22 protein-coding genes are annotated in these 24,500 nt (G+C 66.7%); 10 read left to right on the forward strand and 12 right to left on the reverse strand.

Features of this window, described 5'->3' with window-relative positions:
* Positions 1–29 precede the first annotated feature (29 nt).
* From IPU70_RS26840 to IPU70_RS26860, 5 genes are all read left to right on the forward strand, one after another.
* Positions 30–1,232 carry a pyridoxal phosphate-dependent aminotransferase gene (locus tag IPU70_RS26840; protein WP_207472251.1) on the forward strand — a complete coding sequence of 401 codons (1,203 nt, stop codon included), beginning with the start codon at positions 30–32 and terminating at the stop codon, positions 1,230–1,232.
* Between the two features lie 37 nt (positions 1,233–1,269).
* Complete coding sequence (gene argE / locus IPU70_RS26845) at positions 1,270–2,454, forward strand: acetylornithine deacetylase (RefSeq protein WP_207472252.1); 1,185 nt, start codon at positions 1,270–1,272, stop codon at positions 2,452–2,454.
* Between the two features lie 40 nt (positions 2,455–2,494).
* Positions 2,495–3,811 (forward strand): MFS transporter, encoded by a 1,317-nt coding sequence (locus IPU70_RS26850; RefSeq protein ID WP_242702715.1) that lies wholly within the window; start codon positions 2,495–2,497, stop codon positions 3,809–3,811.
* Between the two features lie 233 nt (positions 3,812–4,044).
* Positions 4,045–4,692, forward strand: coding sequence for an OmpA family protein (locus IPU70_RS26855; protein WP_207472253.1), 648 nt, complete (start codon positions 4,045–4,047; stop codon positions 4,690–4,692).
* A gap of 68 nt (positions 4,693–4,760) precedes the next feature.
* Positions 4,761–5,081 carry a 4a-hydroxytetrahydrobiopterin dehydratase gene (locus IPU70_RS26860; RefSeq protein WP_207472254.1) on the forward strand — a complete coding sequence of 107 codons (321 nt, stop codon included), beginning with the start codon at positions 4,761–4,763 and terminating at the stop codon, positions 5,079–5,081.
* A 36-nt stretch (positions 5,082–5,117) separates the two neighbouring features.
* Here the strand turns inward: IPU70_RS26860 and IPU70_RS26865 are convergent, their stop codons facing one another.
* The 6 genes from IPU70_RS26865 to IPU70_RS26890 form a co-directional block, all read right to left on the reverse strand.
* Positions 5,118–5,573, reverse strand: a complete 456-nt coding sequence (locus tag IPU70_RS26865) for a MarR family winged helix-turn-helix transcriptional regulator (RefSeq protein WP_207472255.1) — start codon at positions 5,571–5,573, stop codon at positions 5,118–5,120.
* A complete protein-coding gene (locus tag IPU70_RS26870) occupies positions 5,570–5,797 on the reverse strand; it encodes a hypothetical protein (RefSeq protein ID WP_207472256.1) in 228 nt (75 codons plus the stop codon). Before IPU70_RS26870 ends, IPU70_RS26865 begins: the two co-directional genes overlap by 4 nt.
* Complete coding sequence (locus IPU70_RS26875; RefSeq protein WP_207472257.1) at positions 5,794–7,419, reverse strand: FAD-dependent monooxygenase; 1,626 nt, start codon at positions 7,417–7,419, stop codon at positions 5,794–5,796. Before IPU70_RS26875 ends, IPU70_RS26870 begins: the two co-directional genes overlap by 4 nt.
* Before the next feature lie 122 nt (positions 7,420–7,541).
* Positions 7,542–8,240, reverse strand: a complete 699-nt coding sequence (locus IPU70_RS26880; protein ID WP_013391599.1) for a DUF6776 family protein — start codon at positions 8,238–8,240, stop codon at positions 7,542–7,544.
* 147 nt (positions 8,241–8,387) lie between these two features.
* Positions 8,388–9,074: an N-acetylmuramate alpha-1-phosphate uridylyltransferase MurU gene (gene murU, locus IPU70_RS26885; protein WP_207472258.1), complete on the reverse strand. Its 687-nt coding sequence runs from the start codon at positions 9,072–9,074 to the stop codon at positions 8,388–8,390.
* Complete coding sequence (locus IPU70_RS26890; protein WP_207472261.1) at positions 9,074–10,114, reverse strand: aminoglycoside phosphotransferase family protein; 1,041 nt, start codon at positions 10,112–10,114, stop codon at positions 9,074–9,076. Before IPU70_RS26890 ends, murU begins: the two co-directional genes overlap by 1 nt.
* Before the next feature lie 169 nt (positions 10,115–10,283).
* On the opposite strand from IPU70_RS26890, the gene IPU70_RS26895 reads away from it, so the two are divergent.
* Genes IPU70_RS26895 through rsmA form a run of 3 tightly spaced genes read left to right on the forward strand, consistent with a single transcriptional unit; the run spans position 10,284 to position 15,085 of the window.
* Positions 10,284–12,686, forward strand: a complete 2,403-nt coding sequence (locus IPU70_RS26895) for an LPS-assembly protein LptD (protein ID WP_207472292.1) — start codon at positions 10,284–10,286, stop codon at positions 12,684–12,686.
* Positions 12,683–14,275, forward strand: coding sequence for a peptidylprolyl isomerase (locus IPU70_RS26900; protein WP_207472262.1), 1,593 nt, complete (start codon positions 12,683–12,685; stop codon positions 14,273–14,275). Before IPU70_RS26895 ends, IPU70_RS26900 begins: the two co-directional genes overlap by 4 nt.
* A gap of 18 nt (positions 14,276–14,293) precedes the next feature.
* Positions 14,294–15,085: a 16S rRNA (adenine(1518)-N(6)/adenine(1519)-N(6))-dimethyltransferase RsmA gene (gene rsmA, locus IPU70_RS26905; RefSeq protein WP_207472264.1), complete on the forward strand. Its 792-nt coding sequence runs from the start codon at positions 14,294–14,296 to the stop codon at positions 15,083–15,085.
* Positions 15,086–15,140: 55 nt separating this feature from the next.
* On the opposite strand, the gene IPU70_RS26910 is transcribed toward rsmA, so the two are convergent.
* Positions 15,141–16,283, reverse strand: coding sequence for a glycerate kinase (locus IPU70_RS26910; protein ID WP_207472266.1), 1,143 nt, complete (start codon positions 16,281–16,283; stop codon positions 15,141–15,143).
* A 106-nt stretch (positions 16,284–16,389) separates the two neighbouring features.
* Between IPU70_RS26910 and pyk the strand changes: the two genes are divergently transcribed.
* Positions 16,390–17,832 carry a pyruvate kinase gene (pyk, locus tag IPU70_RS26915; RefSeq protein ID WP_207472268.1) on the forward strand — a complete coding sequence of 481 codons (1,443 nt, stop codon included), beginning with the start codon at positions 16,390–16,392 and terminating at the stop codon, positions 17,830–17,832.
* 52 nt (positions 17,833–17,884) lie between these two features.
* On the opposite strand, the gene IPU70_RS26920 is transcribed toward pyk, so the two are convergent.
* A complete protein-coding gene (locus IPU70_RS26920) occupies positions 17,885–19,114 on the reverse strand; it encodes a nucleoside recognition domain-containing protein (RefSeq protein ID WP_207472276.1) in 1,230 nt (409 codons plus the stop codon).
* 153 nt (positions 19,115–19,267) lie between these two features.
* On the opposite strand from IPU70_RS26920, the gene IPU70_RS26925 reads away from it, so the two are divergent.
* Positions 19,268–21,514 (forward strand): acyl-CoA dehydrogenase, encoded by a 2,247-nt coding sequence (locus tag IPU70_RS26925; RefSeq protein WP_207472277.1) that lies wholly within the window; start codon positions 19,268–19,270, stop codon positions 21,512–21,514.
* A 38-nt stretch (positions 21,515–21,552) separates the two neighbouring features.
* On the opposite strand, the gene def is transcribed toward IPU70_RS26925, so the two are convergent.
* Genes def through IPU70_RS26945 form a run of 4 tightly spaced genes read right to left on the reverse strand, consistent with a single transcriptional unit; the run spans position 21,553 to position 24,498 of the window.
* A complete protein-coding gene (def, locus tag IPU70_RS26930) occupies positions 21,553–22,086 on the reverse strand; it encodes a peptide deformylase (protein WP_207472279.1) in 534 nt (177 codons plus the stop codon).
* A gap of 31 nt (positions 22,087–22,117) precedes the next feature.
* Positions 22,118–22,513, reverse strand: coding sequence for a lactoylglutathione lyase (gloA, locus tag IPU70_RS26935; protein ID WP_207472281.1), 396 nt, complete (start codon positions 22,511–22,513; stop codon positions 22,118–22,120).
* A 12-nt stretch (positions 22,514–22,525) separates the two neighbouring features.
* On the reverse strand, positions 22,526–23,668 hold the full coding sequence (locus tag IPU70_RS26940; RefSeq protein ID WP_207472283.1) for a 2-aminoethylphosphonate--pyruvate transaminase: 1,143 nt from the start codon (positions 23,666–23,668) through the stop codon (positions 22,526–22,528).
* Between the two features lie 20 nt (positions 23,669–23,688).
* Positions 23,689–24,498, reverse strand: coding sequence for a M48 family metallopeptidase (locus IPU70_RS26945; protein ID WP_242702716.1), 810 nt, complete (start codon positions 24,496–24,498; stop codon positions 23,689–23,691).
* Positions 24,499–24,500 lie beyond the last annotated feature (2 nt).

Genomic DNA, 24,500 nt, shown 5'->3' on the forward strand with positions numbered 1-24,500 from the left:
CTCTTTCTTCTGGCAAGACAGGAACAGGCATGAATACAGCAGTATCTTCCGGCGGCTTCAGCACCACCGCGCGCGCTAGCGTGCAGACCTTGCGTTCGTCGCAAATCCGCGAAGTCGCCAATGCAGGCATGGGCCGCGCCGACGTGCTGCCGTTCTGGTTCGGCGAGCCCGATGAGCAGACGCCGGCAGCGTTCCGCGACGCGGCCATCGCCCATATCGCTTCCGGGCAGACGTTCTACGTTCAGACCCTGGGCGTGCCGGCGTTGCGCGAACGCCTGGCCACGTATGTGAGCGGCCTGCACGGCCAGCGCGATGTGGACAACATCGCGGTGACCAGTTCGGGCACTTCGGCGCTGATGACCGCCGTGCAGGCCGTCGTGGGCGCGGGCGATCACGTGGTTGCCGTGACGCCGCTGTGGCCCAACCTGGTGGAAATGCCCAAGGTGCTGGGCGCGCGGGTGACGACCGTGGCGCTGTCGTTCTCGGAGAGCGGCTGGCGCCTGGACCTGGATGCCTTGCTCAGCGCCTTGACGCCGGATGTGCGGGCGCTTTTGGTGAATTCGCCGAACAATCCCACGGGCTGGGTGATGACCGCCGGGCAGCAGCGCGCGGTGCTGGAGCATTGCCGCAAGCACGGCATCTGGATCATCTCCGACGATGTCTATGAGCGCTACTACTACGAAGGCGCGGTGGCGCCCACGTTCCTGGACATCGCCGCGCCGGATGATCGCGTGGTCAGCTGCAACTCGTTCTCGAAGGCCTGGCTGATGACGGGCTGGCGCGTGGGCTGGGTGGTGACGCCACGCGGACTGCTGCCGGAGATCGGCAAGCTGATCGAATACAGCAACACCTGCACGCCCGGCTTTGTGCAAACCGCCGCCTTGTGCGCGCTGGAACAGGGCGAGCCCGTCATCGCGCGTACGGTGGAGCGGCTGCGCTTGGCGCGCGACCATCTGGCGTCGAGGCTGCACGAGGTGCCCGGGGTCGAACTGGCCGGCGCGGCGCCTGGCGCGATGTACACCTTCTTCCGCGTCCGCGGCGTCTCGGACAGCCTGGCGTTCTGCAAGGACCTGGTGGTGCGCGGCGGCCTGGGCCTGGCGCCGGGCGTGGCTTTCGGTCCCGAGGGCGAAGGCTATCTGCGATGGTGCTACGCCAGCGCGCACGATCGCCTGGATGAGGGCGTGGCCAGACTATCGCGCTTTCTGGACGCGGCCCGGGGCAAGGCAGCCTGAGCACCGGCGTCGGACCTCAACATTAGGGCAAGACCCCATGAATACTCCTGAGCTTCCCCGTTCCCTGGAATGGATAGAACGGCTGGTGCGCTTCGACACGACCAGCCGCCTGTCGAACCTGGGCCTGATCGAGACGGTGCGCGACCACTTGGCCGCGGCCGGGCTTGCGCCCAGGCTGATCTACAACGCCGACGGCAAGAAGGCCAACCTCTTCGTGACCGTGCCCGCCGCCGACGGCGGCACCCAGGGCGGGGTGGTGCTTTCCGGCCATACCGACGTCGTGCCGGTAGACGGCCAGGCCTGGAGCAGCGATCCGTTCGCGCCCGAAGTGCGCGATGGCCGGCTGTACGGACGCGGCACCTGCGACATGAAGGGCTTCATCGGAACGGCGCTGGCCATGCTGCCCTCGTTCACCGCGCGGCGCCTGCGCGTGCCGCTGCATCTGGCGCTGAGCTATGACGAGGAGGTCGGCTGCCTGGGCGCGGACGCCATGCTGCGCGAGCTGGCGAAGCTGGATATCCGGCCCGACAGCTGCATCGTGGGCGAGCCGACCGAAATGCGCGTGATCTCGGCACACAAGAGCAGCAATCTGTACCGCTGCACCGTGCATGGGCATGCGGCGCATTCTTCGTTGACGCCGCGTGGCGTCAACGCGATCGAATATGCGGCGCGCGCCATCTGCCACATCCGCGATATGGCCGACAGCCATCGCCAGAACGGACCGTTCGACCAGGACTTCGAGGTTCCGTACACCACCGCCAACACCGGCACGATCTCGGGCGGCCTGTCCGTCAATACGATCCCGGACCGCTGCCAGTTCGAGTTCGAATTCCGCACCATCCCGGGCGTGTTGGCGCCGGACGTGATCGGCGGCCTGCGCCGCTACATCACCGGCGAACTGCGCGACCGCATCAAGGCGGAGAACCCGCAGGCCGACATCGAGCTGGAGGCGATGGCGGAAGTGCCAGGTTTCGATACCGCCGCGACCGCCGAGATCGCGCGCCTGGCGCAGGCGCTGACCGGCTCGCGCGGCACCGAGAAGGTGGCGTATTGCACCGAGGCGGGCTTGTTCCAGCGGGCGGGCATGACGGCCGTGATTTGCGGTCCGGGCAATCTGCAACAGGCGCACCGGCCCGACGAGTATGTGGCGCTGGCGCAGATCGGCCTGTGCGAACAGTTCATGGAAAAGCTGGCGGGCCATCTTGCGATAGCCCGTCTATGAGTTGATCGATAGTTAATTCTTCAAAAAAACAGAGGGAAAAATGGCTTACTCGGAGAAGACAACGTGGAATGCGGCGGCCGCTGCCCGCGATAAGGCGGCGCCATCAGGCGACCGGCGCGCCCAGGCGCGGCGCGCGGTGATCGCCGCGTCCATCGGCAATGCGCTGGAATGGTTCGACATGATCGCGTACGGCACCTTCGCGCTGATCATTGCCAAGCTGTACTTTCCGTCCGCCAGCGAGAGTTCCTCGCTGCTGCTGGCGCTGGCCACGTTCGGCGTGTCGTTCCTGATGCGGCCGCTGGGCGCCATCGTGCTGGGCAGCTATGCCGACCGGGCGGGCCGCAAGGCAGCGCTGACGGCTTCCATTTTCCTGATGATGATAGGCACGCTGATCATCGTGGTGGTGCCCACGCACGCGCAGATCGGCGTCGCCGCGTCGATCATCATCCTGGTCGCCCGGCTGATCCAGGGCTTTTCGGCGGGCGGAGAGTTCGGCAGCGCGACGGCCTTCCTCATCGAATATGCGCCGGATCGGCGCGCCTACTATGCCAGCTGGCAGGTCGCCAGCCAGGGCGCGGCGATCCTGCTGGCGGCGCTGTTCGGCGCCGTGCTCAACGCGACCTTGACCCAGGCGCAGCTGGAAAGCTGGGGCTGGCGCATCCCGTTCGTGTTCGGCCTGCTGATTGCGCCGGTGGGCTACTACATCCGCCATCACATGGATGAGACGCCGGAATTCAGCGCGGCGCAGGCTTCGGCTTCGCCGCTGAGCGACATGTTTGCGGGCCAGAAACTGCGCCTGCTGGTGACCGTGGGCTTCGTGGCGCTGGGCTCGGTGGGCAACTACCTGGCCCTGTACATGCCCACGTACTCGATCCGCCAGCTGGGCCTGCCGCCGACCATCGGCTTTCTGGCGACGCTGGTCACGGGCGTCATCATGACGGTAGGCGCGCCTTTTGTGGGCGCGCTGGCTGACCGGATCGGACCCGCGCGCATCATGACGGCCGCGGCCCTGTTGACCGCAGTGTTGTGCTATCCCTTGTTCTATCTGCTGGTGTCGTATCCGACGGTGGGCGTGCTGATGATCGTCCAGGTCATTCTGGGCTTGTTGGCGACGTTGTACTTTGCGCCCATGCCGGCGCTGATGTCCGCGATTTTCCCGGTGCAGGTGCGCACCACGGGCCTGTCATTGGGCTACAACATCGCTGTGACGATCTTCGGCGGCTTCGCGCCGTTCATCCTGACCTGGCTGATCGCGACCACCGATTCCAAGCTGTCGCCGAGCTACTACCTGCTGGCCATTGCGCTCATGGCCATGGTGTCGCTGAACGTGGCGCGCCGGACGTTCCAGCAGCGCTAGGCGCCAGGCGCCGGCCTTCGCCTTGAAGGCCGGCCCGCGCCGGGCGGAATGTAGCCCATTGTTGCGGGATTGCGCGCCTTTTCGCTCCGGCTGGGGCCGCGCCGTACAGCGCGGCCGCGCTATCTTCAGGACCCTGCTGATAGTACAAAATGTTGCCTGCCTCCCATCCCGCGCTTGCTAGCATGGTCTGGCCGGAATGATCCGGCACACCGACGGAATAAGTGGAGGTTGCCATGAGCTCAAGAACAATATTCAACCGGATCGCAGTCGTCGCGGCCACGGGTGCCTTGCTGGCGGGATGCGCCACCCAGCAGCAGACCAACACGGCCGTGGGTACGGGCGCCGGGGCGGCGATCGGCGCCGGCATCGGCGCCTTGATCGGCCACGGCAAGGGCGCAGCCATCGGCGCTGGCATCGGCGCGGTGGCGGGCGGCCTGGTGGGCTACAACTGGAAAGTGGTCAAGGAAGACGTGCAGAAGTCGGGCGCTTCATCGTTGGGTATCGACGTGGTGGAAATGCCCGATGGCAGCCTGAAGGTCAACATTCCCAGCGGCGTGTCGTTCGATACCGACAAGACGCAGCTCAAGCCCGCGCTGCTGCCGGTGCTGGACAGCGTGGCGCGTTCGCTCAACCAGCATCCTGAATTGCGGGCCAAGGTGGTCGGCCATACCGACAGCACGGGCGCGCTGGCGCACAACCAGACGCTGTCGGTCAATCGCGCCAAGAGCGTCACGGACTACCTCAGCAAGCAGGGCGTGGCAGCCGGCCGCCTGACGGTCGAAGGCCGCGGACCGAACGATCCGATCGGCGACAATGCGACCGCCGAAGGCCGCGCGCTGAACCGCCGGGTGGAGATCTACCTGTACGCGGTCCAGCAGTAAGCCTGGGCCAGCCCAGTGTCCAAGGCGGCTGGCGCAATGCGCCGCCGCCTGTTTTTTTGGAGTCCGTCATGAGCATGTTCCCTCCCGCCCGCATCGGCACCGATACCGCCGTGGCTGCCTTGTCCGGCTGGCAGGCCGTGGCGATGCGCGACGCCATCGAAAAACGCTTCCGTTTTCCGAATTTCAATGCGGCATTCGGCTTCATGGCGCGCGTGGCCATGTTCGCGGAGAAGCTGAACCATCATCCTGAATGGACCAACGTCTACAACCGCGTGGACGTGACCCTGACCACGCATGACGCCGGCGGCGTGACCGAACTGGATGTGCGCATGGCGCAATTCATGGACGAGGCTGCAGCGCAAATGGGGGCGACCACGCCCAAGGCCTAGGGCTTTTGGCAAGCCTCGTTCCAACAGGCGCGGAAGTTAGTCGTCCGCGCCGTCCGCGTCCGGTTGCAGATGGCCGATCACGCGGTCCAGCATGTCGCCCAGCAGGCGCTGCTCGTCGGCGTCGAGGCAGCCGAAAATTTGCTCATTGCGGCGGGCGATCAGGTCGATGACGCGCTGGTATTGCGCCAGGCCGGCAGGGGTCGGCGCCAGCACCACGCCGCGCCCATCGGAGGCGGACATGGTTTTTTCGACCAGGCCGCGTTCCACCAGCGCTTGCGCCGAGCGGCTGGCCTGGCCCTTGTTCAGATTGGCCGCGCGCGCCAGGTCGTTGACCGACAGGGGCGCGTAGCGGCCGATGGCCGCCAGGCAGCGCGCCTCGCCTAGCGGAATGCCGCAGTCTTCCAGATAGGCGCGATTCGTGTCCCTGTCCGTGATCTTGTTGAGCACGTGCAGGCGATAGGTCAGGAATCGTTCGAGGGCGGGCGGGTTCACGTCGGACTGGCAGAAGCAGAGGCGGGATAGTGTGCCACAGGGCCGTTGGCCAGGCAGGCGGCTTCCGCCTGGGCCAGCAGCGCGGCGGCGTCGCGCGCATCGCTCAAGCGGGCCAGTAGCGACAGGCTCAGGATCGACAGGAAGAGCGACGCTTGCTCTTCACCGACGCGCGTCAGGGCCTGCGCCATGGCGGTATAGGTCTGGTCCAGTTCATCGTTGTTCATGCTTGGGCCTCCTTGGGCGCATTCAGGGCGATCGAGGGGTAGTAGGGCTGGAGGGCGGCGCGCAGGGTGGCGGCCGTGGGGGCGATCCAGCGTCCCAGTACGTAGCCGTCCGGCCGCAGCAGGTAAACGGCGCTGCCTTGTGCGCCATAGCGCTGGCGCAGTTGCCCGTGTGTGTCCTGCAAGGCGTCGGCGCCCGTTTTCAGCACGCGCAGCGGCTGGGAGGCATCGCGGGTGGAGTCGGCCAGGGTATCCAGTTCGGCTGTGAGCCGGGCGTCGGGTTCGAGCGCCAACGCCACGAACCCTGCGCCGAAGCACGCGCTGAGATGCAGCGGCGCGCCGCGATCCTGCAGCAGCGCCTCTGGCGCGGGCTGGCCGGGCGCGGCGGCGGCGCCGGCTTGCGGCGCGCCGTCAGCCAGATTCAAGGGCGAGGCATCGTAGGAGATAGGCGCCGACTGCCGTGGGTTGATCAACTGGCGTACCCGTTCGTCCGACAGCGCCAGGCGCAGCGCGGCCTCGCGCATCAGGCGGAAGCCGAAATCCGGCGGAGCCATGAATTCGGTGCTCTTGGCGCCATAGGCCAGGTTCTGCCGGGTGGCGTGGACGCGCTCCACGCTGTAGCTGTCCAGCAGGCTCTCGGGGGCTTGGCCTTGCAGCACCCAGGCCAATTTCCAGGCCAGGTTGCCCGCGTCGTCCAGCCCCGAGTTCAAGCCCCGCACGCCGAAGATCGGCACCAGGTGGGCGGCGTCCCCGGCGAACAGCACGCGTCCGTGGCGGTAGCTGTCCAACGTCAGGCACTTGGCGTTGTAGATGGAAATCCACAGCGGCTTCCAGGGCGCGGTCTCGCCGATCATGTCCAGATGGCTCTGCACGCGCGGTAGCACGTTCTCCGGCTTGACGGCCTCCTCGGGGTCTTCGTCGTCGCGGATCTGGTAATCCACGCGCCAGACATTGCCGGGCTGACGATGCATGAGCAGGGTGGAACCGGGATTGGACGGCGGATCGAACCAGGCCAGGCGCTCCACCGGACGGCTGGATGCCTGTTCGATGTCGACGATGACGTAGCGTCCTTCGTACTGCATGCCTGCCAGCTTCAGGCCCATGGCTTCGCGCACGGTGCTGCGGCCGCCATCGCAGGCGATCAGCCAGTCGGCGCGCACGGTGTGGCGGCCGCCTTCGGCTTCCACTTCGGCCGTGACGCCGTCCGCGTCCGTTTGCAGGCCTGCAAGCCGCGCCGACCAGCGCAGCGCGGCCCGTTCCGGATGGCGCTGCATGGCCTGGTGGGCGTACTCCTCGACGGCGTACTGCTGGATATTGACCATGGGGGCGTAGCGTTGCAGCGGGTCGTGCGGCATCTCGAAGTGCAGCACCTCGCTGTTGCGGTAGTAGCTGCGGCCTCCGGTCCAGGCCAAGCCGGTGGCGGTCAGGGGGCGGTCGGCGCCGACCCAGCCCATGATTTCCTGTGACCGCCGCGAAATGCAGATGGCGCGACTGCCGCTGCAATAGTCATCGTCCGCCTCCAGGGTCAGCGTAGCGATGCCGTATTCGGCCAGCAGGGCGGCCAGCGTCAGGCCGACAGGGCCGCCGCCGGCGATCAGGACGGGAACGTGCGCGGGTAGCGGCATGCTGTCTCCGGGTATTGGTTGTTTGCACAACTATATTCTCAAAAAGGTTGCGCACGCAACCATATAGTTGGGGCAAAAAAAACCCGCCGGATCAGGGCGGGTCGTCGGGCTGAAGTGGCGTCTCAGTTGCGTACGTAATAGATACGCATCGCCTGCTGTTTCTGCGCGCCGTCCAGCACGCGCAGCACCACGACTTTGGCCGTGAAACCGTCGGGCAGCTTCAACTGGCCCAGCGCGTAGTCGTAACGGTCGACGTTCAGGGCAGGGCCTTCCGGCGTGACGGTGGCGGCGCGGCCATTGGGGTAGGTGCCGTCGATGGAGAAGGTCAGCGTACCCTTGAACGGCGCGCCCTGGCGCTCCTCGCGCATGACCAGCACCTGGTAGTCCAGCAGGCCGGGCGCGCGCTTGAAGGTGGCGGAGCGGATGCCCAGGTTGCCGCCGCGCGGGTCGGCCGGCATGGCGTCCTGGAACAGCACCAGTTCCTTGTTCAGCGTGTCGATCTTGCTGCGGGCGTCAGAAAGGTCGGCAGTCAGTTTTTCATGGCCGGACTTGTTGGCGTCGCGCTGCTGGGTGGCTTCCTCGAGCTGGCTTTGCAGGCGCTGGCGCTCAAGATTGGCCGTGCTGAGTTCGCTGTGCAGCTGCTCGGACTGTTCCACGGTCAGGCGTTGCGGACCGTAGTTGGTCTGCAGGAAGAGCACGCCGCCGGCGCCCAGGGCGATGCCCACCAGCAGCAGGACCAGCCAGCGCGGCATGCGGCGCGTGCGTTGGCCGGGCTGGTATACGGAGGGCTTGAACACAGCCCGTTGCGATCTTCCGAACATCCCCATTCCTAGAAAACTTCCTGTATGTTTGCTCACCCGCGCGCAGCGCGCGCAGGTCAAAGCGCTAGAGAATACCCCGTTAGCCGGGGAGCTTGGGTGCGCGGACAAGCCTGGTTGCGCACCTTGATATTGTGAAATATGTGGACATCAGCGGTCCTGTCCGTTGAGTTCGGCATCCAGGTCCGCCAGCCGCTGCGGCGTGCCAACATCCGTCCATTTGCCCGCATGGCGCGCGCCGCGCACCAGGCCTCGGGCCATGGCCTGCCGTAGCAAGGGCGCCAGGGGAGCTGCCCCGCCCCGGGGGACGTTGGCGAACAACGAGGGATGGTAGACGCCGATGCCCGCAAAGGTCAAACGAGGTTCGCCCTGGGCATGGACGCTGCCGTCGGCCTCCAGCCGGAAATCGCCGGCCGGGTGTTGGGGGGGATTGTCCGCCAGCAGCAGCCAGGCGCCGCCGTCGGGGAGGGCGGCTGCCAGATCCTTCGCCGCGGCGGGATCCCAGTCGCACCACACGTCGCCGTTGATGACCAGGAAAGGCTCGCCGCCCAGCAGGGGCAGCGCCTGGGCGATGCCGCCGGCGGTTTCCAGCGCGGTCGCTTCCGCCGAATAGCGGATCCGCACGCCGTGTGCGGCGCCATCGCCCAGCGCCCGCTCGATCTCGTCGCCGAGCCAGGCAAGGTTGATGACGATGTCGCGGATGCCGGCGGCTGCCAGCCGGCGCAGGTGCCAGACGATGAGCGGCTGGCCGCCCACGGCCAGCAAGGGCTTGGGCAGACTGTCGGTCAGGGGGCGCATGCGTTCGCCGCGTCCCGCCGCGAGAATCATGGCCCGCATCAGAACGTGTACCCGACGCTGACCTGGCGGTCGTCCAGTTTGTCCAGCAGGCGCAGCAGCGGCGTGAAGACGCCGTAGCGCTGGGCCACCTGGCGCACGTAGCCATTCATGCGCGGAATGTGGGCCAGGTAGTGCGCCTTGCCGTCGCGGTGGTTCAGACGGGCGAACACGCCCAGGATGCGCAGGTTGCGCTGCAGGCCCATCCATTCATAAGCGCGGTGGAATTCGGCGAAATCCGGATCCACCGGCAAGCCTGCCGCCCGCGCCATTTCCCAGTAGCGGATGGCCCAATCCAGTTGCTGGGGCTCTTCCCAGGTGGTGCGGGCGTCGGTCACCAGCGAGGCCAGATCGTAGGTGATGGGGCCGACGAGCGCATCCTGGAAGTCGATGATGCCCGGATTGGGGCCGTATTGCGGCTGGTCGCAGACCATCAGGTTGGGCGAGTGGTAATCGCGGTGCACCAGCACCTGGGCCTGTCCGCCGTTGCTGGTGGACAGCAGCGCGAAGATCTTTTCCAGCGCGTTCGCGGTCTTGTCGTCCAGCGTCACTCCGTGGTGCTTCTGCACGTACCACTCGGGGAACAGCTTGAGCTCGTCGGCCAGACGGGCCGTGTCGTAGGTGCCCAGGCCGGCGGTGGACGCCTGCTGCAGGCGGACCAGCGCGGCCAGGGCCTCGCGGTACAGGGTCTGCAGTTCGCTGTCCGGCAGTCCCGCCTGAATGCGCTGGTAGTAGGTCTGCTCGCCCAGGTCGGACAGCAGCAGCAGGCCCTGGTCCAGGTCCTGTTCCAGTACGGCGGGCACGTTCAGGCCGACGTCCGCCAGCAAGCGGTCCACGTGCAGGAAGGGGCGGCAATCCTCGTGCGCGGGCGGAGCGTCCATGACTATCAGGGTGCGCTCGCCGGCGTCCAGCCTGAAATAGCGGCGGAAACTGGCGTCGGCCGACGCCGGACGCAGCGTGTCGATGGCCAGGTTCAGGCTGGCGGGCAGGCTGCCCAGCCAGTTGCGGATCAGCTCCAGGCGGGGGTCGTGATGGTTTTTCAAGGAAGATCCGTGTCAGAAAGGCAATATTGCTGAGAATTGTGTCCCGAGCACATAAGTCTGGGCCTATGGCGCGGCTTCTCTATAATACCGGCTCGTTTCCGTTAGCATTGGCCCTCCGTGGGTGCCGGTGTCGCGTTCCCACCATCGTCAAAAAGGGCTGTTTTCACTCGTGCGCAAGGTTCGATGGTTGATCCTCTCTGCTGTCAGTGTCGCCGCCGGAGCCGTTCAGGCCCAAGGTAGCCAGGGCAGCGTTCCCGCCGCGTCGTCGACCTCGGCGACCCCCGTGTTGCGCACTTCGCCGGGCTTGCGGATGCACCGCCTGCCGGACGACAGCATTCCCGCCTTCATGGAGGCGGACTCCATCGATGGCGATCCGGACTCCGACCTGACCCTGACCGGCAACGCCCAGGTGCGCCGCATCGACAGCGTGATCAAGGGCGATCGCATCAACTACCGCAAGGACACGGGCGAAGTCGACGTCCAGGGCAGCGCGCGCATGATGCGCGACGGCACCCTGGTGATCGGGCCGAACGCCAAGTTCAACGTGGACAAGTCCTCGGGCGAGATCGAAAAGCCCAATTTCTGGATGGGCGCCAACGGCGGCTTTGCCGTCGCCGAGCACGCGGACATATTCAGCCGGTCGCAGATGCGGCTGCACACAGTGACTTATAGCGGCTGCGCCTGCGAAACGCCGTCCTGGTACATCAAGGCCAAGACCGTCGACATCGACTACGACGAGAACGAAGGCGTGGCGCGCAGCGGCGTGCTGTATTTCAAGGATGTGCCCATCCTGGCGTCGCCTTACATGACCTTCCCGGTCAAGAAGGAGCGCAAGTCGGGTTTCCTGATGCCGACTTACGGCACCACCAGCCAGGGCGGCTTCGATTTTTCGATTCCGTATTACCTGAATCTGGCGCCGAACTATGACATGACGGTGCAGCCGCGCTATTTCTCCAAGCGCGGGCTGCAGCTCGGAGGGGAGTTCCGGTATCTTGGTCCGGGTTTCGCAGGTGATCTGAATGGCACCTACTTGCCCAATGACAATATCACGGGCACCGACCGCTGGATGTATTGGTGGCGTCACCAGCAGACGTTCTCTCATGGCTTCTATGCGGATTGGGATTTCGCCAAGGTCTCGGACGACAATTATTTTCGGGATATTTCCCAGCTGGGCTTGAATCAGGCATCCACAACCTATCTGCCTCAGCGCGCGCGCGTGGGCTGGGGATCGCCCTCCGGCTACTGGAGTGCATACGCCCAGGTCTACAAGTACCAGACGCTGCAGGATCCGGATGCGCCGCTGTCGCCGCCGTACGATAAGGAACCCGAACTCTTCTTCCGCGGAGCACGCTACGATTGGGGCGGCTTCGACGTGGACTGGACCTCGACTGCCGTACGCTTCAAGAAGCCCCTGCTGAACGGCGCACGCACAGGCCCGGAAGGCGACCGCTTGCAGTCATATCCCACGGTTTCCTATCCGATCGTACGCCCCGGCTGGTTCATCGTTCCGAAGGCGGGAGTAAACTACACCCAATACCAGACCAATTGGTATAGCAGGGACTGGCTGGGCTTGAATGCGGGCACGCCCAGCGCGGGTACCTCGTTTGGCTACCCGCAGTCGCAATCGCGCACGGTGCCCATCATGTCGCTGGATTCCGGCCTGATTTTCGAACGCGATACGACCCTGTTTGGCAAGGCATCTACACAGACTCTCGAACCGCGCCTGTACTACCTCTACGTGCCTTACCGTGACCAGTCCAAGCTGCCGGTCTACGACACGTCGCTGGCCGATTTCAGCTTCTCGCAGGCATTCGAGGAGAATATCTACAGCGGTGGCTGGGATCGCATTTCGAACGCGAATCAACTGACGGCGGCGCTGACCACGCGCTGGCTGGACGCCAATACGGGTTTTGAGCGCATGTCGCTGGCCGTCGCGCAGCGCTTGTATTTCGCCGATCAGAAAGTCACGTTGCCGGGCGAGACGCCGCGTGAAAACGTCCGTTCGGACTTCCTCGTTGGTGCGAGCGCAGCGCTCACGGACACGCTCAGTACTGAAGTCGCCGCGCAATACAACCCATACGACAACAATTGGTCTCGCGGTCTGATCAGTGCGCGCTGGGCGCCGCAGCGTTTGACCACGATTGCCTTGTCTTATCGTTATCAGCGTGACCCTCAGCCTGGCGTCTACTATCAGCCGCAGGGCCAGAATCAGGTCAGCATGGCGGTACAGTGGCCATTCAGCAAGCGCTGGTATGGTGTCGGACGGGTGGACTATTCCTTGCGTTCCGGACCTTCCAGCACGATCGCCGACACGACGGAGTCGCCCCGCGTGACGCAGGCCATCGCCGGTCTGGAGTACAAGGGAGATTGCTGCTGGGTGGGCCGCGTGGTCTATCAGCGATATGCAGTCTCCGCTACGGACGCGAACTCCGCAGTGTTCTTCCAGCTTGAGCTGACCGGCCTGGGTTCCCTCGGAACCGACCCGATGAACCTGCTGAACAGAAGTATCCCCGGCTACTCGCGCATTACGCCGCCAGTGCCCACCGGGACCACATTTGAAAGGTATGAATGATGCGTAGGTTGCACTCTTTGCGCCGCCTCTCCGGCAATGCGCTGCTGTTGGCCGTGTGCGCTGGCTTGCCCGTGGCCCATGCGGCCGAGCAGGGCGGCAAGGCCGCGAGCAATGGCGCCAAGCCGAATTCCGCCGCGCAGAAGAACGCCGCGCCGGCGCCCGCGCCGCAGCGCGAGCAGTTCGTCGACGGCATTGCCGCCGTGGTGGACAAGGACGTGATTACGTTGCGCGAATTGCGCGACGCGTCCCAGCGTATTTCAGGCGAGTTGAAATCCCGCGGCATCCAGGTGCCCGATGACCAGACCCTGCAGCATCAGGTGCTGCAGCGCCTGATCATGGAGCGCGTACAGCGCCATGAAGCAGACCGCCTGGGCATACGGGTGGACGATGCGCAAGTCGATCAGGCCATCCAGACCATTGCCGCCCGCAACAAGATCACTATGGCCCAGTTGCGCCAGGAAATCGAAAAATCCGGCACGAACTGGGACGGCTACCGCAAGTCGCTGCGCGACGAGATCCGTACCGATCGCCTGCGCCAGCGCGCCGTGGATTCGACGATTGTGATTTCGGATACCGAAGTCGACGCCTTCCTCAAGGATCAGCGCCGCAATCCCGCGTTCGGCGCGGCGCCGCAGGCGGCCCCGCAGCCGCAGGCTCAGCCGCAACCCGAACCCCAGCAGGCCGCCGCGCCGTCGGGTCCGATGCTTTACGCCCTGGCCCAGATCCTGGTGCGCGTGCCTGAAGGTTCGTCGCCCGAGCAACTGGCCGCGCTGCGCAAGAAGGCCGAAGGCCTGCTGGCGCAAGCCAAACGCGGCGACGACTTCGCCAGCCTGGCCGCTGCGGCCTCGGACGGTCCCGAAGCCTTGCAGGGCGGCGTCATGGGCGTGCGCCCGCTGGACGGCTGGCCCGACCTGTTCGTGCAGGCCGTCAGCAATCTGCAGAAAGGGCAGGTCAGCAGCCTGATCCAAAGCGGCAACGGCTTTCACATCATCAAGGTGATGGACCGCGGCACCGCCCAGCCGGCGCCTGCCCGCACGGCCCGCGCCCCGGCGCCAGCCCAGGCGCCGCAGCCCGCCGCCGCGCCCGCGCAGGCGCCTGCGCACCAGGGCCCGGTGGAAGTGATGCAGACCCGCGCCCGCCACATCCTGATCAAGACCTCCACCGTCATGAGCGACGAACTGGCGCGTCAGCGCCTGGAGCAGGTCCGTCAGCGCCTGGTGAGCGGCGGCGCCAAGTTCGAGGACATGGCGCGCCAGTATTCGCAGGACGCCACCGCTCCGCAAGGCGGCGAACTGGGCTGGCTGAACCCGGGCGAAACCGTGCCGCCGTTCGAGGCCGCCATGAACGCCTTGAAGCCGGGCGAGATCAGCCAACCGGTGCAATCGCCTTTCGGCTGGCACCTGATCGAAGTGGAAGAGCGCCGCCAGCACGACGCCACCGACGACATGGCCCGCATGAAGGCTCGCCAGATCTTGTTCGAACGCCGTGCCCAGCCCGCTTTCGAGGATTGGCTGGAGCAGCTGCGAGCCCAGGCATATATCGACAACCGCCTGGAAAAGCAGCAGAAGATCCAGCAGAACAACCGCTAAACGCATTACAGGCTTTACATGTCACAGCACCAGGCGCGCAAGCGTTTCGGCCAGAACTTCCTGACCGACGAGAGCGTGGTCGAGTCCATCGTCCGGGCGGTGTCGCCCGCCCGCGACGACACCGTGGTCGAGATCGGCCCGGGCTTGTCCGCGCTTACCCGGCCGCTGCTCGAACGTCTGGATCATCTGACCGCAGTCGAAATCGATCGCGACCTGGCGGCGCGTCTGCGCAAGCAGTTCGACGCCACCCGCCTGACCGTGGTCGAGGCCGATGCCTTGACCGTGGATTTTTCCCAGTTCGGACCGGCGCTGCGGGTGGTGGGCAATCTGCCCTACAACATCTCCAGCCCGTTGCTGTTCCATCTGATGACCTGGGCCGGGCACGTCCGCGACCAGCACTTCATGCTGCAGCGGGAAGTGATCGACCGCATGGTCGCGCAACCCGGCTCAGGCGACTTCAGCCGCCTGTCGGTGATGCTGCAATCGCGCTACCGCATGCACAAGCTGTTCGACGTGCCGCCGGAAGCCTTCGATCCGCCGCCCAAGGTGGTGTCGGCGATCGTGCGCATGGTGCCCTTGCCAGCGGATCGCCTGCGCCCGGTCAGCGAGCGGGCCTTTGAAACGGTGGTGGCGCGCGCGTTTTCACAGCGGCGCAAGATGTTGCGCCGGGTGCTGGCGGACTGGGCCGCGCAAGTGCCCTGGGAAGCTCTGGATATCGCGCCCACGGCGCGCGCCGAGGATATTTCAGTGGACCGCTATATCCGCCTGGCGGATGCACTGGTGGCGGCTGGAGTGCTGCAGGCCGGTTGAAGCCGGACCCCAAAAACCGAAAAGCCCGCTACAGCGGGCTTTTTCAATTCAGTTTCTACAGCATGCGTTTTTGCGCGGTCATCCAAAGTTGCATGACGTCGCGGGCGCGGTCGGCCAGCAGTTTTTCGGCGTCGGTGAGCGCCTGCTGCAGCGTGATGGGGCCGGGAGCCAGGCTGAAGGCGGCGCTGATGCCGCAGGCGTGCAGCGCTTCGTAGCCTTCGCCTAGCGATCCGGCCAGCGCCACGACGGGCACGCCCGCGCGCTGCGCGATCTTCGCCACGCCGGCGGGGGTCTTGCCGCGCAGGGTCTGTGCATCCATGCGGCCTTCGCCGGTAAACACCAGGGCCGCGCCCTCGATCGCCTGGGCCAGGCCGCCCAGCTCCGCGACGATCTCCACCCCGGGGCGGAAACTGGCGTTGAGGAAGGCCTTGGCCGCGAAGCCCAGGCCGCCCGCTGCGCCCGCGCCGGGGTGGCCGCGGTGGTCGGTGCCCAGGTGCTTCGCGCACACGTCGGCGAAGTTCGTCAGCATCTGGTCCAGGATCTGCACCTGTTCGGGCGTCGCGCCCTTTTGCGGGCCGAACACGTGCGAAGCGCCCTGCGGGCCGCACAAGGGGTTGTCCACGTCCGAGGCGATGTCGATGCGGATCTCAGCCAGGCGCGGATCCAGGCCGCGCGTATCGATGCTGGCCAGCTTGCCGAGCGCGCCGCCGCCAGGCGGCAGGCTGCGGCCGTCCCCATCCAGCAGGCGCACGCCCAGGGCTGTCAACATGCCGGCGCCGGCATCGTTGGTGGCCGAGCCGCCCAGGCCCAGGATGATGCGCGTAGCGCCCGCGTTCACGGCGGCCAGCATCAGTTCGCCCACGCCATGGCTGCTGGCGCGCATCGGATCGCGCTTGGAGGGCGCGATGAGTTCGAGGCCCGCTGCCGCAGCCATTTCGATCACCGCCGTGCCATCGTCCAGCAGCCCCCACACGGCGTCGACCTTGTAGCCCAACGCATCGTTCACCGTCAGCTGCTGTTCCTTGCCGCCTGTTGCTGCGAGCACGGCTTCGACCGTGCCTTCGCCGCCGTCGGCCATCGGAATGCAGACCGTATGGGCGCCGGGGAATGCGGCTTTCACGCCGCGCGCAATGGCTGCCGCCGCATCGGGCGCGGACACGCTTTCTTTGAAAGAGTCGGGGGCGATGACGATTTTCACGGGTTCAGTCGAGCTCGTTTTTCGGTTGAGGTGATGCCCATGATACCTGCGCGGGCGCGGCCGGCGTACCATAGCGTTTTTGTCGTTTTAGCGAGAGTGGATCGTCATGCCCGTATTGCGCCGCACCAAAATTGTCGCCACCCTGGGACCCTCGACTTCGACGCCCGAACGCATTGAAGCGCTGATCCGCGCGGGCCTGGACGTGGCCCGCCTGAACTTCTCGCATGGCAGCCCGGACGACCACCGCGAGCGCGCTCGCATGGTGCGCGAGATCGCCGCCAGGCAGGGCCGCTTCGTCGCCATCATGGGCGACCTGCAGGGCCCCAAGATCCGCATCGCGCGCTTCACGGACAAGCTGGTCCAGCTGCATGTCGGACAGCCGTTCACGCTGTCGCGCGTGCATCCCAAAGAGGCCGGCACGGCCAGCATCGTCGGCATCGACTACCCCGAACTGGTGCAGGATTGCCGCGTCGGCGACGAGCTGCTGCTGGATGACGGCCGCGTGGTGCTGGTGGTGGACAGCGTCGAAGGCGACGAGGTCCACACCACCGTGACCGTGGGCGGCCCGTTGTCGAACAACAAGGGCATCAACCGCCGCGGCGGCGGCCTCTCCGCGCCCAGCCTGACCGACAAGGACCGCGTCGACATCAAGCTGGCCGCGGAAATGAATCTGGAATACGTGGCCGTGTCGTTCCCGCGTTATGGCAGCGACATCGACGAGGCGCGCACGCTGCTGGCGGCCGCCGGCAGCCAGGCCTGGATCATCGCCAAGATCGAGCGCGCGGAAGCCGTGGCCGACGACGAAGCGCTGGATGCCCTGATCCGTGCCAGCGACGGCGTGATGGTGGCGCGCGGCGACCTGGGCGTGGAAGTGGGCGATGCCGAACTGGTGGGCATCCAGAAACGCATCATCCAGCACGCGCGTACCCTGAACAAGGTCGTCATTACCGCGACGCAGATGATGGAGTCAATGATCTCCAGCCCCATGCCCACGCGTGCCGAAGTGTCCGACGTGGCCAACGCGGTGCTCGACTACACCGACGCGGTCATGCTGTCGGCGGAGAGCGCATCGGGCCAGTATCCGGTGGAAACCGTGCAGGCCATGGCTCGCGTCTGCCTGGGCGCGGAAAAGCACCCCACCTCGACCAAGTCGCATCATCGCCTGGGCGAGACCTTCACGCGCTGCGACGAGACCATCGCGTTGGCGGCCATGTACGCGGCCAATCATTTTCCCGGCGTCAAGGCCATCATTGCGCTGACGGAAAGCGGCCACACGCCGCTGATCATGTCGCGCATCCGTTCGGGCGTGCCGATCTATTGCTACAGCCCGCATAGCGCCACGCAGAACCGGGTGGCGATGTTCCGCGGGGTCTACACCGTGCCGTTCTCGCCGTCGGACTACGAGCCCGCCGACCTGAGCAACGCCGCCATCGATGAACTGCGCAAGCGCAATCTGGTGCAGACCGGGGATTGGGTGATCCTGACCAAGGGCGACTTCTACCGCGATAGCGGCGGCACCAATGGGATGAAGATCCTGCTGGTGGATTGACGCGAGGAGGGCAGGGGCGCCATGCCGGCGCATCCTGCCGCCCCGGTGGGTCTCAGCCGAAGAACCAGTAGCACACGCCGATGGCCGCCAACACGCCGGCCAGGTCGGCGATCAGGGCGCAGCCCACCGCATGGCGGGCTCGCAGGATACCCACCGATCCGAAGTACACCGCCAGCACGTAGAAGGTGGTCTCGGTGCTGCCCTGGACTACCGCGGCCAGCAATGCCGGAAAGCTGTCCACGCCGAAATGCGCCATGGTTTCCAGCATCATGGCGCGGGCCGCGCTGCCCGAGAAGGGTTTGACCAGGGCGGTGGGGAGGGCGTCCACGAAGCGCGTGTCCCAGCCTGCCTGCACCGCCAGCCAGCGGATGCCGTCCAGCAGGAAATCCAGCGCGCCCGAGGCGCGCAGCACGCCCACCGCGCACAGCATCGCGACCAGATAAGGCAGCAGGCTCTTGGCGATGTCGAAACCTTCCTTGGCGCCCTCGATGAAGGCCTCGTAGACCGGCACCTTCTTCCAGGCGCCCGCGATCAGGAAGGCCAGCAGGATGCCGAACAGCGTCAGATTGCCCAGCAGCGACGACAGCGAGGCGATGGCGGCGGCCGACATGCTGGCCAGCAGCGCCATGAAGCCGCCCATGAGCAGCGCCGCACCGCCCAGCCACAGCATGACGACGGGATCGATCAGGCGCAGCCGCTGGCAGGCCGCCACGGCCAGAAAGCCCGCCAGGGTCGATGCGCTGGTAGCCAGCAGGATGGGCAGGAACACCAGCGTCGGATCCGCCGCGCCCTGCTGCGCGCGGAACATGAATAGCGTCACCGGCAGCAGGGTCAGCGACGAGGCATTCAGCACCAGGAACAGGATCTGCGCGTTGCTGGCGGTTTCGGGCGTGGGATTCAGCGATTGCAGCTCGCGCATGGCGCGCAGCCCGATGGGCGTGGCGGCATTGTCCAGCCCCAGCCCGTTGGCGGCGAAATTCAGCGTGATCAGGCCGATGGCCGGATGGTTGCGCGGCACCTCGGGCATCAGGCGCGCGAACAGCGGCCCCAGCACGCGCGCCAGTTTTTCCACCAGCCCCGCGCCCTCGGCGATGCGCAGAAAGCCCAGCCACAACGTCAGCGTGCCGAACAGCAGCACCATCACTTCCACCGACACGCGGGCCATGTCGAACAGGCTGGCCACCATCAGGCGGAAGACTTCGGGGTCGCCGATGACCAGCCAGCGGTACAGCGCCGCCGCGGCCGCGGTAAGGAAAAAGCCCAGCCAGAGTTTGTTCAGCATGCGGAGACTGCCCGGATAGCGATGGATTGCGCGCTGCGCGCCGTCGCCCATTGTCGCAGAGTCGGTAGGCCGCAGCTTGGCCCGGCGCCGCCAATTCTGGTACTTTGACCTGATACGCCCTGAGGCCTGGGGCCATAACAGTGAGGAAAACTCATGGACTTCAATGCCTGGCGCCGCCGCCGCATCTCGGAACCCGCTTATCGCTGGGCGCGCAACGCGCTGCCGGCCATGTCGGCCACGGAGCGCGAGGCCATCGAAGCCGGAGACACCTGGTGGGACGCGGATCTCTTCACCGGCAACCCCAATTGGCGCAAGCTGCTGGACGTGCCCGCCGCCACGCTGACGCCTGACGAGCAGCGCTTCATCGACGGCCCGCTGGCGCGGCTCTGCGCCATGCTGGACGAATGGGACATCACCTGGAACCGCCGCGACCTGCCGCCGGAGGTATGGGATTTCCTGAAGGCCGAACGCTTCTTCGGCATGATCATTCCGCGGCGCTACGGCGGCCTGGGTTTTTCGCCCTATGCGCACTCCGAGGTCGTGCGGCGCATCTCGGCCTATTCCATCACCGCGGGCGTCACCGTCATGGTGCCCAATTCGCTGGGACCGGGCGAATTGCTGATGCAGTTCGGCACGCCGGCGCAGCGCGACTACTGGCTGCCGCGGCTGGCGGACGGCCGCGAGGTGCCGTGCTTCGGCCTGACCAGCCCCGAGGCCGGCTCGGACGCCGCGTCCATGGTGGATACCGGCGTGGTCTGCCGCCAGGTGGTCGATGGGCGCGAACTGATCGGCATCCGGCTGAACTGGCACAAGCGCTACATCACGCTGGGACCGGTGGCGACGGTGCTGGGCCTGGCTTTCAAGATGTCGGACCCGGACGGCATCCTCGGCGGCCCCAAGGACATCGGCATATCGGTCGCGCTGGTGCCAACCGAAGCGCCGGGCGTGGAAATCGGACGCCGCCACCTGCCGGCCATGCAGGTCTTCCAGAACGGCCCCAACCGCGGGCGCGACGTGTTCGTGCCGCTGGACGCGCTGATCGGCGGCGCCGAGCGCGCCGGACACGGCTGGCAGATGCTGATGAGCGCCCTGGCGGCGGGCCGCGGTATTTCGTTGCCTTCGCTGTCGGCCGCCGCCGCCGCGATGTGCGCGCACACCACCGGCATGTATGCCCGCGTGCGCGAGCAGTTCGGCATTCCAGTGGGCAAGTTCGAGGGCGTGCAGGAAGGTCTGGCGCGGCTGGCGGGCAATGCCTACCTGGTCGAGGCCGCAAGGCGCCTGACCTGCGCCGCGCTGAACCAGGGCGTCAAGCCGGCGGTGGTCTCGGGCATCATGAAGTACCACGCCACCGAGCGCATGCGCGGCTCGGTCAACGACGCGATGGATATCCATGCCGGCCGCGCCGTCATCGACGGCCCCAGCAACTACCTGGGCGCGCTCTACCGCGCCGTGCCCATCGCCATCACGGTCGAGGGCGCCAACATCCTGACGCGCAACCTGATCATCTTCGGCCAGGGCGCGATCCGCGCCCACCCCTACCTGATGCCGGAAATCCTGGCGCTGGGCAATCCCGACGAAGAGCGCGGCATGGAGGTCTTCCATGACGTGTTCTGGCGCCACCTGCGCCACACCGGACTCAACGCGCTGCGCGCCATCGGCCGCGCATGGACTGGCGGGATGCTGGCGCCCGCGCCTTCATCAGGTCCCGTGGCCGGGCACTACCGGCGGCTGGGGCGCTACGCCTCGGGCTTCGCGCTGCTGGCCGATGCCACGCTGGCGCAACTGGGCGGCGGCCTGAAGCGCCGCGAGATGATTTCCGCGCGCCTCGGCGACATCCTGTCCGCGCTGTACCTGCTGTCGGCGGTGCTCAAGCGCTGGGAGGACGAGGGCCGCAAGCATGACGACCTGCCGCTGGTTCAGTGGTGCATGGAGCAGGGCTACGCCAGCATCGAGAAAAGCATGGATCAGGTCCTGCGCAATTTGCCGGGCCGCGTATTGTCATGGGGGCTGCGCGCCGCCATACTGCCGCTGCGCCTGGCCAAGGGGCCGGACGACGCCCTGACCCGGGAATGCGCGGAACTGCTGCTCAAGCCTTCGCCCACGCATGCGCGCCTGGCGGCCGACCTGCATCGCGAGGCCGGCGCTGCCGGCGACGATCCGGTAGGCCTTCTGACCCGCGCCTTCACGCTGGCGGACGCCGTGCAGCCGCTGCGCGACCGCCTGCGCCAGTCCGGCGTGCGCGATTGGCGCGAAGCCCATCAGCGCGGCGCCATCACCGACGCGCAGGCGGCCTCGCTGGAAGAGGCCGAAGCCCTGGTCTCGCGGGTGTTGCAGGTGGACGATTTCGCGCCTGAGGAGCTGTCGCCGCAGGCCGCGAAGGCGGACTCCGGCGAGGCTTAGGGTGGGGACGCAAGCTCCCGCAAGGCGGGAGCGGGGACCTAGTCGTCCTGGTTCGGATCCATGTCCGGAAACAGGATTTCCGTGAATCCGAACTTGCTGAAGTCCTGGATGCGCGACGGATAGAGCCGGCCGATCAGGTGGTCGCATTCGTGCTGCACCACCCGGGCATGGAAACCGTCGGCTTCGCGCTCGATGAGCTGGCCGTAAGGGTCGCGTCCGCTGTAGCGGATGCGGCGGTAGCGCGGCACCAGGCCGCGCAGGCCCGGCACCGACAGGCAGCCTTCCCAGCCGTCTTCCATCTCGTCCGATAGCGGCGTGATGACGGGATTGCACAGGATGGTCTGCGGCACGGCGGGCGCGTCGGGATAGCGCTCGTTGCGGTCGAAGCCGAAGATCACCAGCTGCAGGTCCACGCCGATCTGCGGCGCGGCCAGGCCCACCCCTTGCGCGGCGGCCATGGTTTCGAACATATCATCGATCAGCGCGTGCAGCTCGGGCGTGTCGTAGCGCTCCACGGGCGCGGCCACGCGCAGCAGCCGCGCATCGCCCATTTTCAGGATGGTGTGGATCATGGGTGTCTTCCTGGCGTCAGCCGCGCGGGGCTCAGTCCTGGCGGCCTTTCTTCTGGATGAATTCGATCTTGTAGCCGTCGGGGTCCTCGACAAAGGCGATGACCGTCTTGCCGTGCTTCATCGGGCCGGCTTCGCGCGTGACCTTGCCGCCTTTTTCCTTGACCTTGTCACAGGCTTCGTAGGCGTTGTCCACTTCCAGCGCGATGTGGCCGTAGCCGGTGCCCAGGTCGTACTTGTCCGTGTCCCAGTTATGGGTCAGTTCGATGACGGCGCCTTCGGCTTCGTCCTGGTAGCCGACGAAGGCCAGCGTGAACTTGCCGTCGGGGTAGTCGTTGCGGCGCAGGACGCGCATGCCGAGCACGTTGGTGTAGAAGTCGATGGACTTGTCGAGGTTGCCGACTCGCAGCATGGTGTGGAGCATACGCATGGGATGTTTTCCTTAAGCGGTGAGGGGGAGCGGGAAGAATCCGCCGTTGCCGGCGGCTTCCCGGGTGATGCCGATGTCGCGCAGCGCGCCGCCCATGGCGTCGACTGCCTGCCGCATCTGGTCGGGCCCGAAGGCGCCGATGCAGCCGACCCGGAACGAAGGTTGTTCGGTGTTGTAGAAGTTGCTGAGCACGTAGCCGCGGCGCTTGAGGGAGTCCGCGAACAATTGCAGGTTCCAGTTCGGCGCGTCCGGGGCGCGGACGTTGACGACGATGGGGCCCTGTAAGGCAGGCGGCAGGTACGGGGTCAGGCCCAGCTCCCTGACGCCATCATATAGCGTGCGCATATTGGCCGTGTAGCGCGCCAGGCGCGCCTCGCGGCCTTCCTCAAGGTGCAGCGCCAGCGCCACGGCCAGCGCCGCCAGCGTGGGCGCGGGCGGCGTGAAGCGCGGGCCGGCGTTGGGCTGCAGGCTTTGCTGATAGATGTCCGCCAGGTCCAGCGACCAGCTGCCGGCGACGCCGCGCGCGGCTTCCAGGCTGTCGCGCCGGGCCACCACGAAGGCGGCGCCGGGCATGCCTTCCAGGCACTTGTTGGCCGTCAGCACCACCGCTTCCACGGCGGGCAGGGCGCGCAAGTCCAGGGGCAGCGCGCCGAAGGCGGACACGGCGTCGACGATGACGCGACGGCCCAGCGTGTGCGCGATGCGCGCCAGTTCAGGCACGTCGTGGCAGATGCCGCTGCCGGTTTCGCTGTAGACCAGCGCCAGGTGCGTGAGCGTGGGGTCTTGTTCCAGCGCCTTGGCGACTGCTTGCGGATCGATCCGCTCGGTGGCGCCCACGGACAGCGGCACGGCCACGCGGCCCGCGTCGCCGGCCAGTTTCTGCAGGCGGGCGGCATAGGCGCCGGTGGAGGGCGCCAGCAGGCGGCCGCCGGCGGGGATGAAGCTGCGGATCGCGGCTTCCACCGCGAAGTGGCCGCAGCCCGGCAGCGCCAGCGCGGCGTGCTCGTCGGGGGACGCCTGCGCCGCGTGCAGCACGTCGTCGCAGACCTGCCGGTAGGTCTGGCGGAAATCGTTGTCCCATGGCGCATAGTCTTGCGCCATGGCGGCCTTCACCCGCGCGTCGGTCGTGACCGGGCCCGGAATCAGCAGCAACATTTTCGTGTCTCCTGGATGCCTTAGAACTGAGGCAAGGATGCGGGGTCGTGGCGCCGCAGGATGTTCTTGGCGTCTTCGAAATCGGGCAGGATCTGCCCCACTTCGCGCCAGAAGTCCTGACTGTGGTTCATTTCGCGCAAATGGGCAAGCTCGTGCGCGATGACGTAGTCGATGATGGCGGGCGCGAAATGGATCAGGCGCCAGTTCAGCATGATGTTGCCGTCGCTGGTGCAGGAGCCCCAGCGGGTGGCGGCCGACGACAGGCGCCAGCGTTGGATCTTCAGTCCGCTGACCTGCAGGAAATGGGCCAGGCGCGCGCCGAACCAGGCGCCGGCGCGCTGTTGCAGCCAGGCTTGGGCCGAATCGCGGATGCGGCCCTGGTCCGCCGAAGACGGCAGCGCCAGCCAGAGGGTGTCGCCATCCTGGGGGGCGTCCGCGTCGCCGGACAGGTTGGCCTGGCGGCTGTCGCCGCCCACGCCGAGGACGATGCGCTTGCCCAGATAAGGCAGTTCGCCACCAGGCTGCCAGCGCGTGTGCGCCATGGCCAGCTGCTGCTTGCGGGCGTGCCATTCGCGCAGCTTGGCCAGGATCCAGCGGGCCTTTTCGCGCACGGCATCGTCCACCTGTGTCAACGTGACCCAGTTGGGGGCTGTGACGCGCAGGCCGTCGTCGGTGATCACGAAGCCGATGCTGCGGCGGCGCGAGCGCAGCAGCACGAAGCCTATGGGTTGCTGCTCGGTCGAAACCTCGCGCCAGCGCGCGCCGGGCGGCAGCGGGTCGGGGCAGGGCGTGGGGACGCGCGACGTCGCGTTGGGCGAGGGCGTCAGCAAAG

This window comes from Achromobacter sp. SD115, assembly GCF_017355315.1.
GTDB lineage: Bacteria > Pseudomonadota > Gammaproteobacteria > Burkholderiales > Burkholderiaceae_B > Achromobacter > Achromobacter xylosoxidans_B.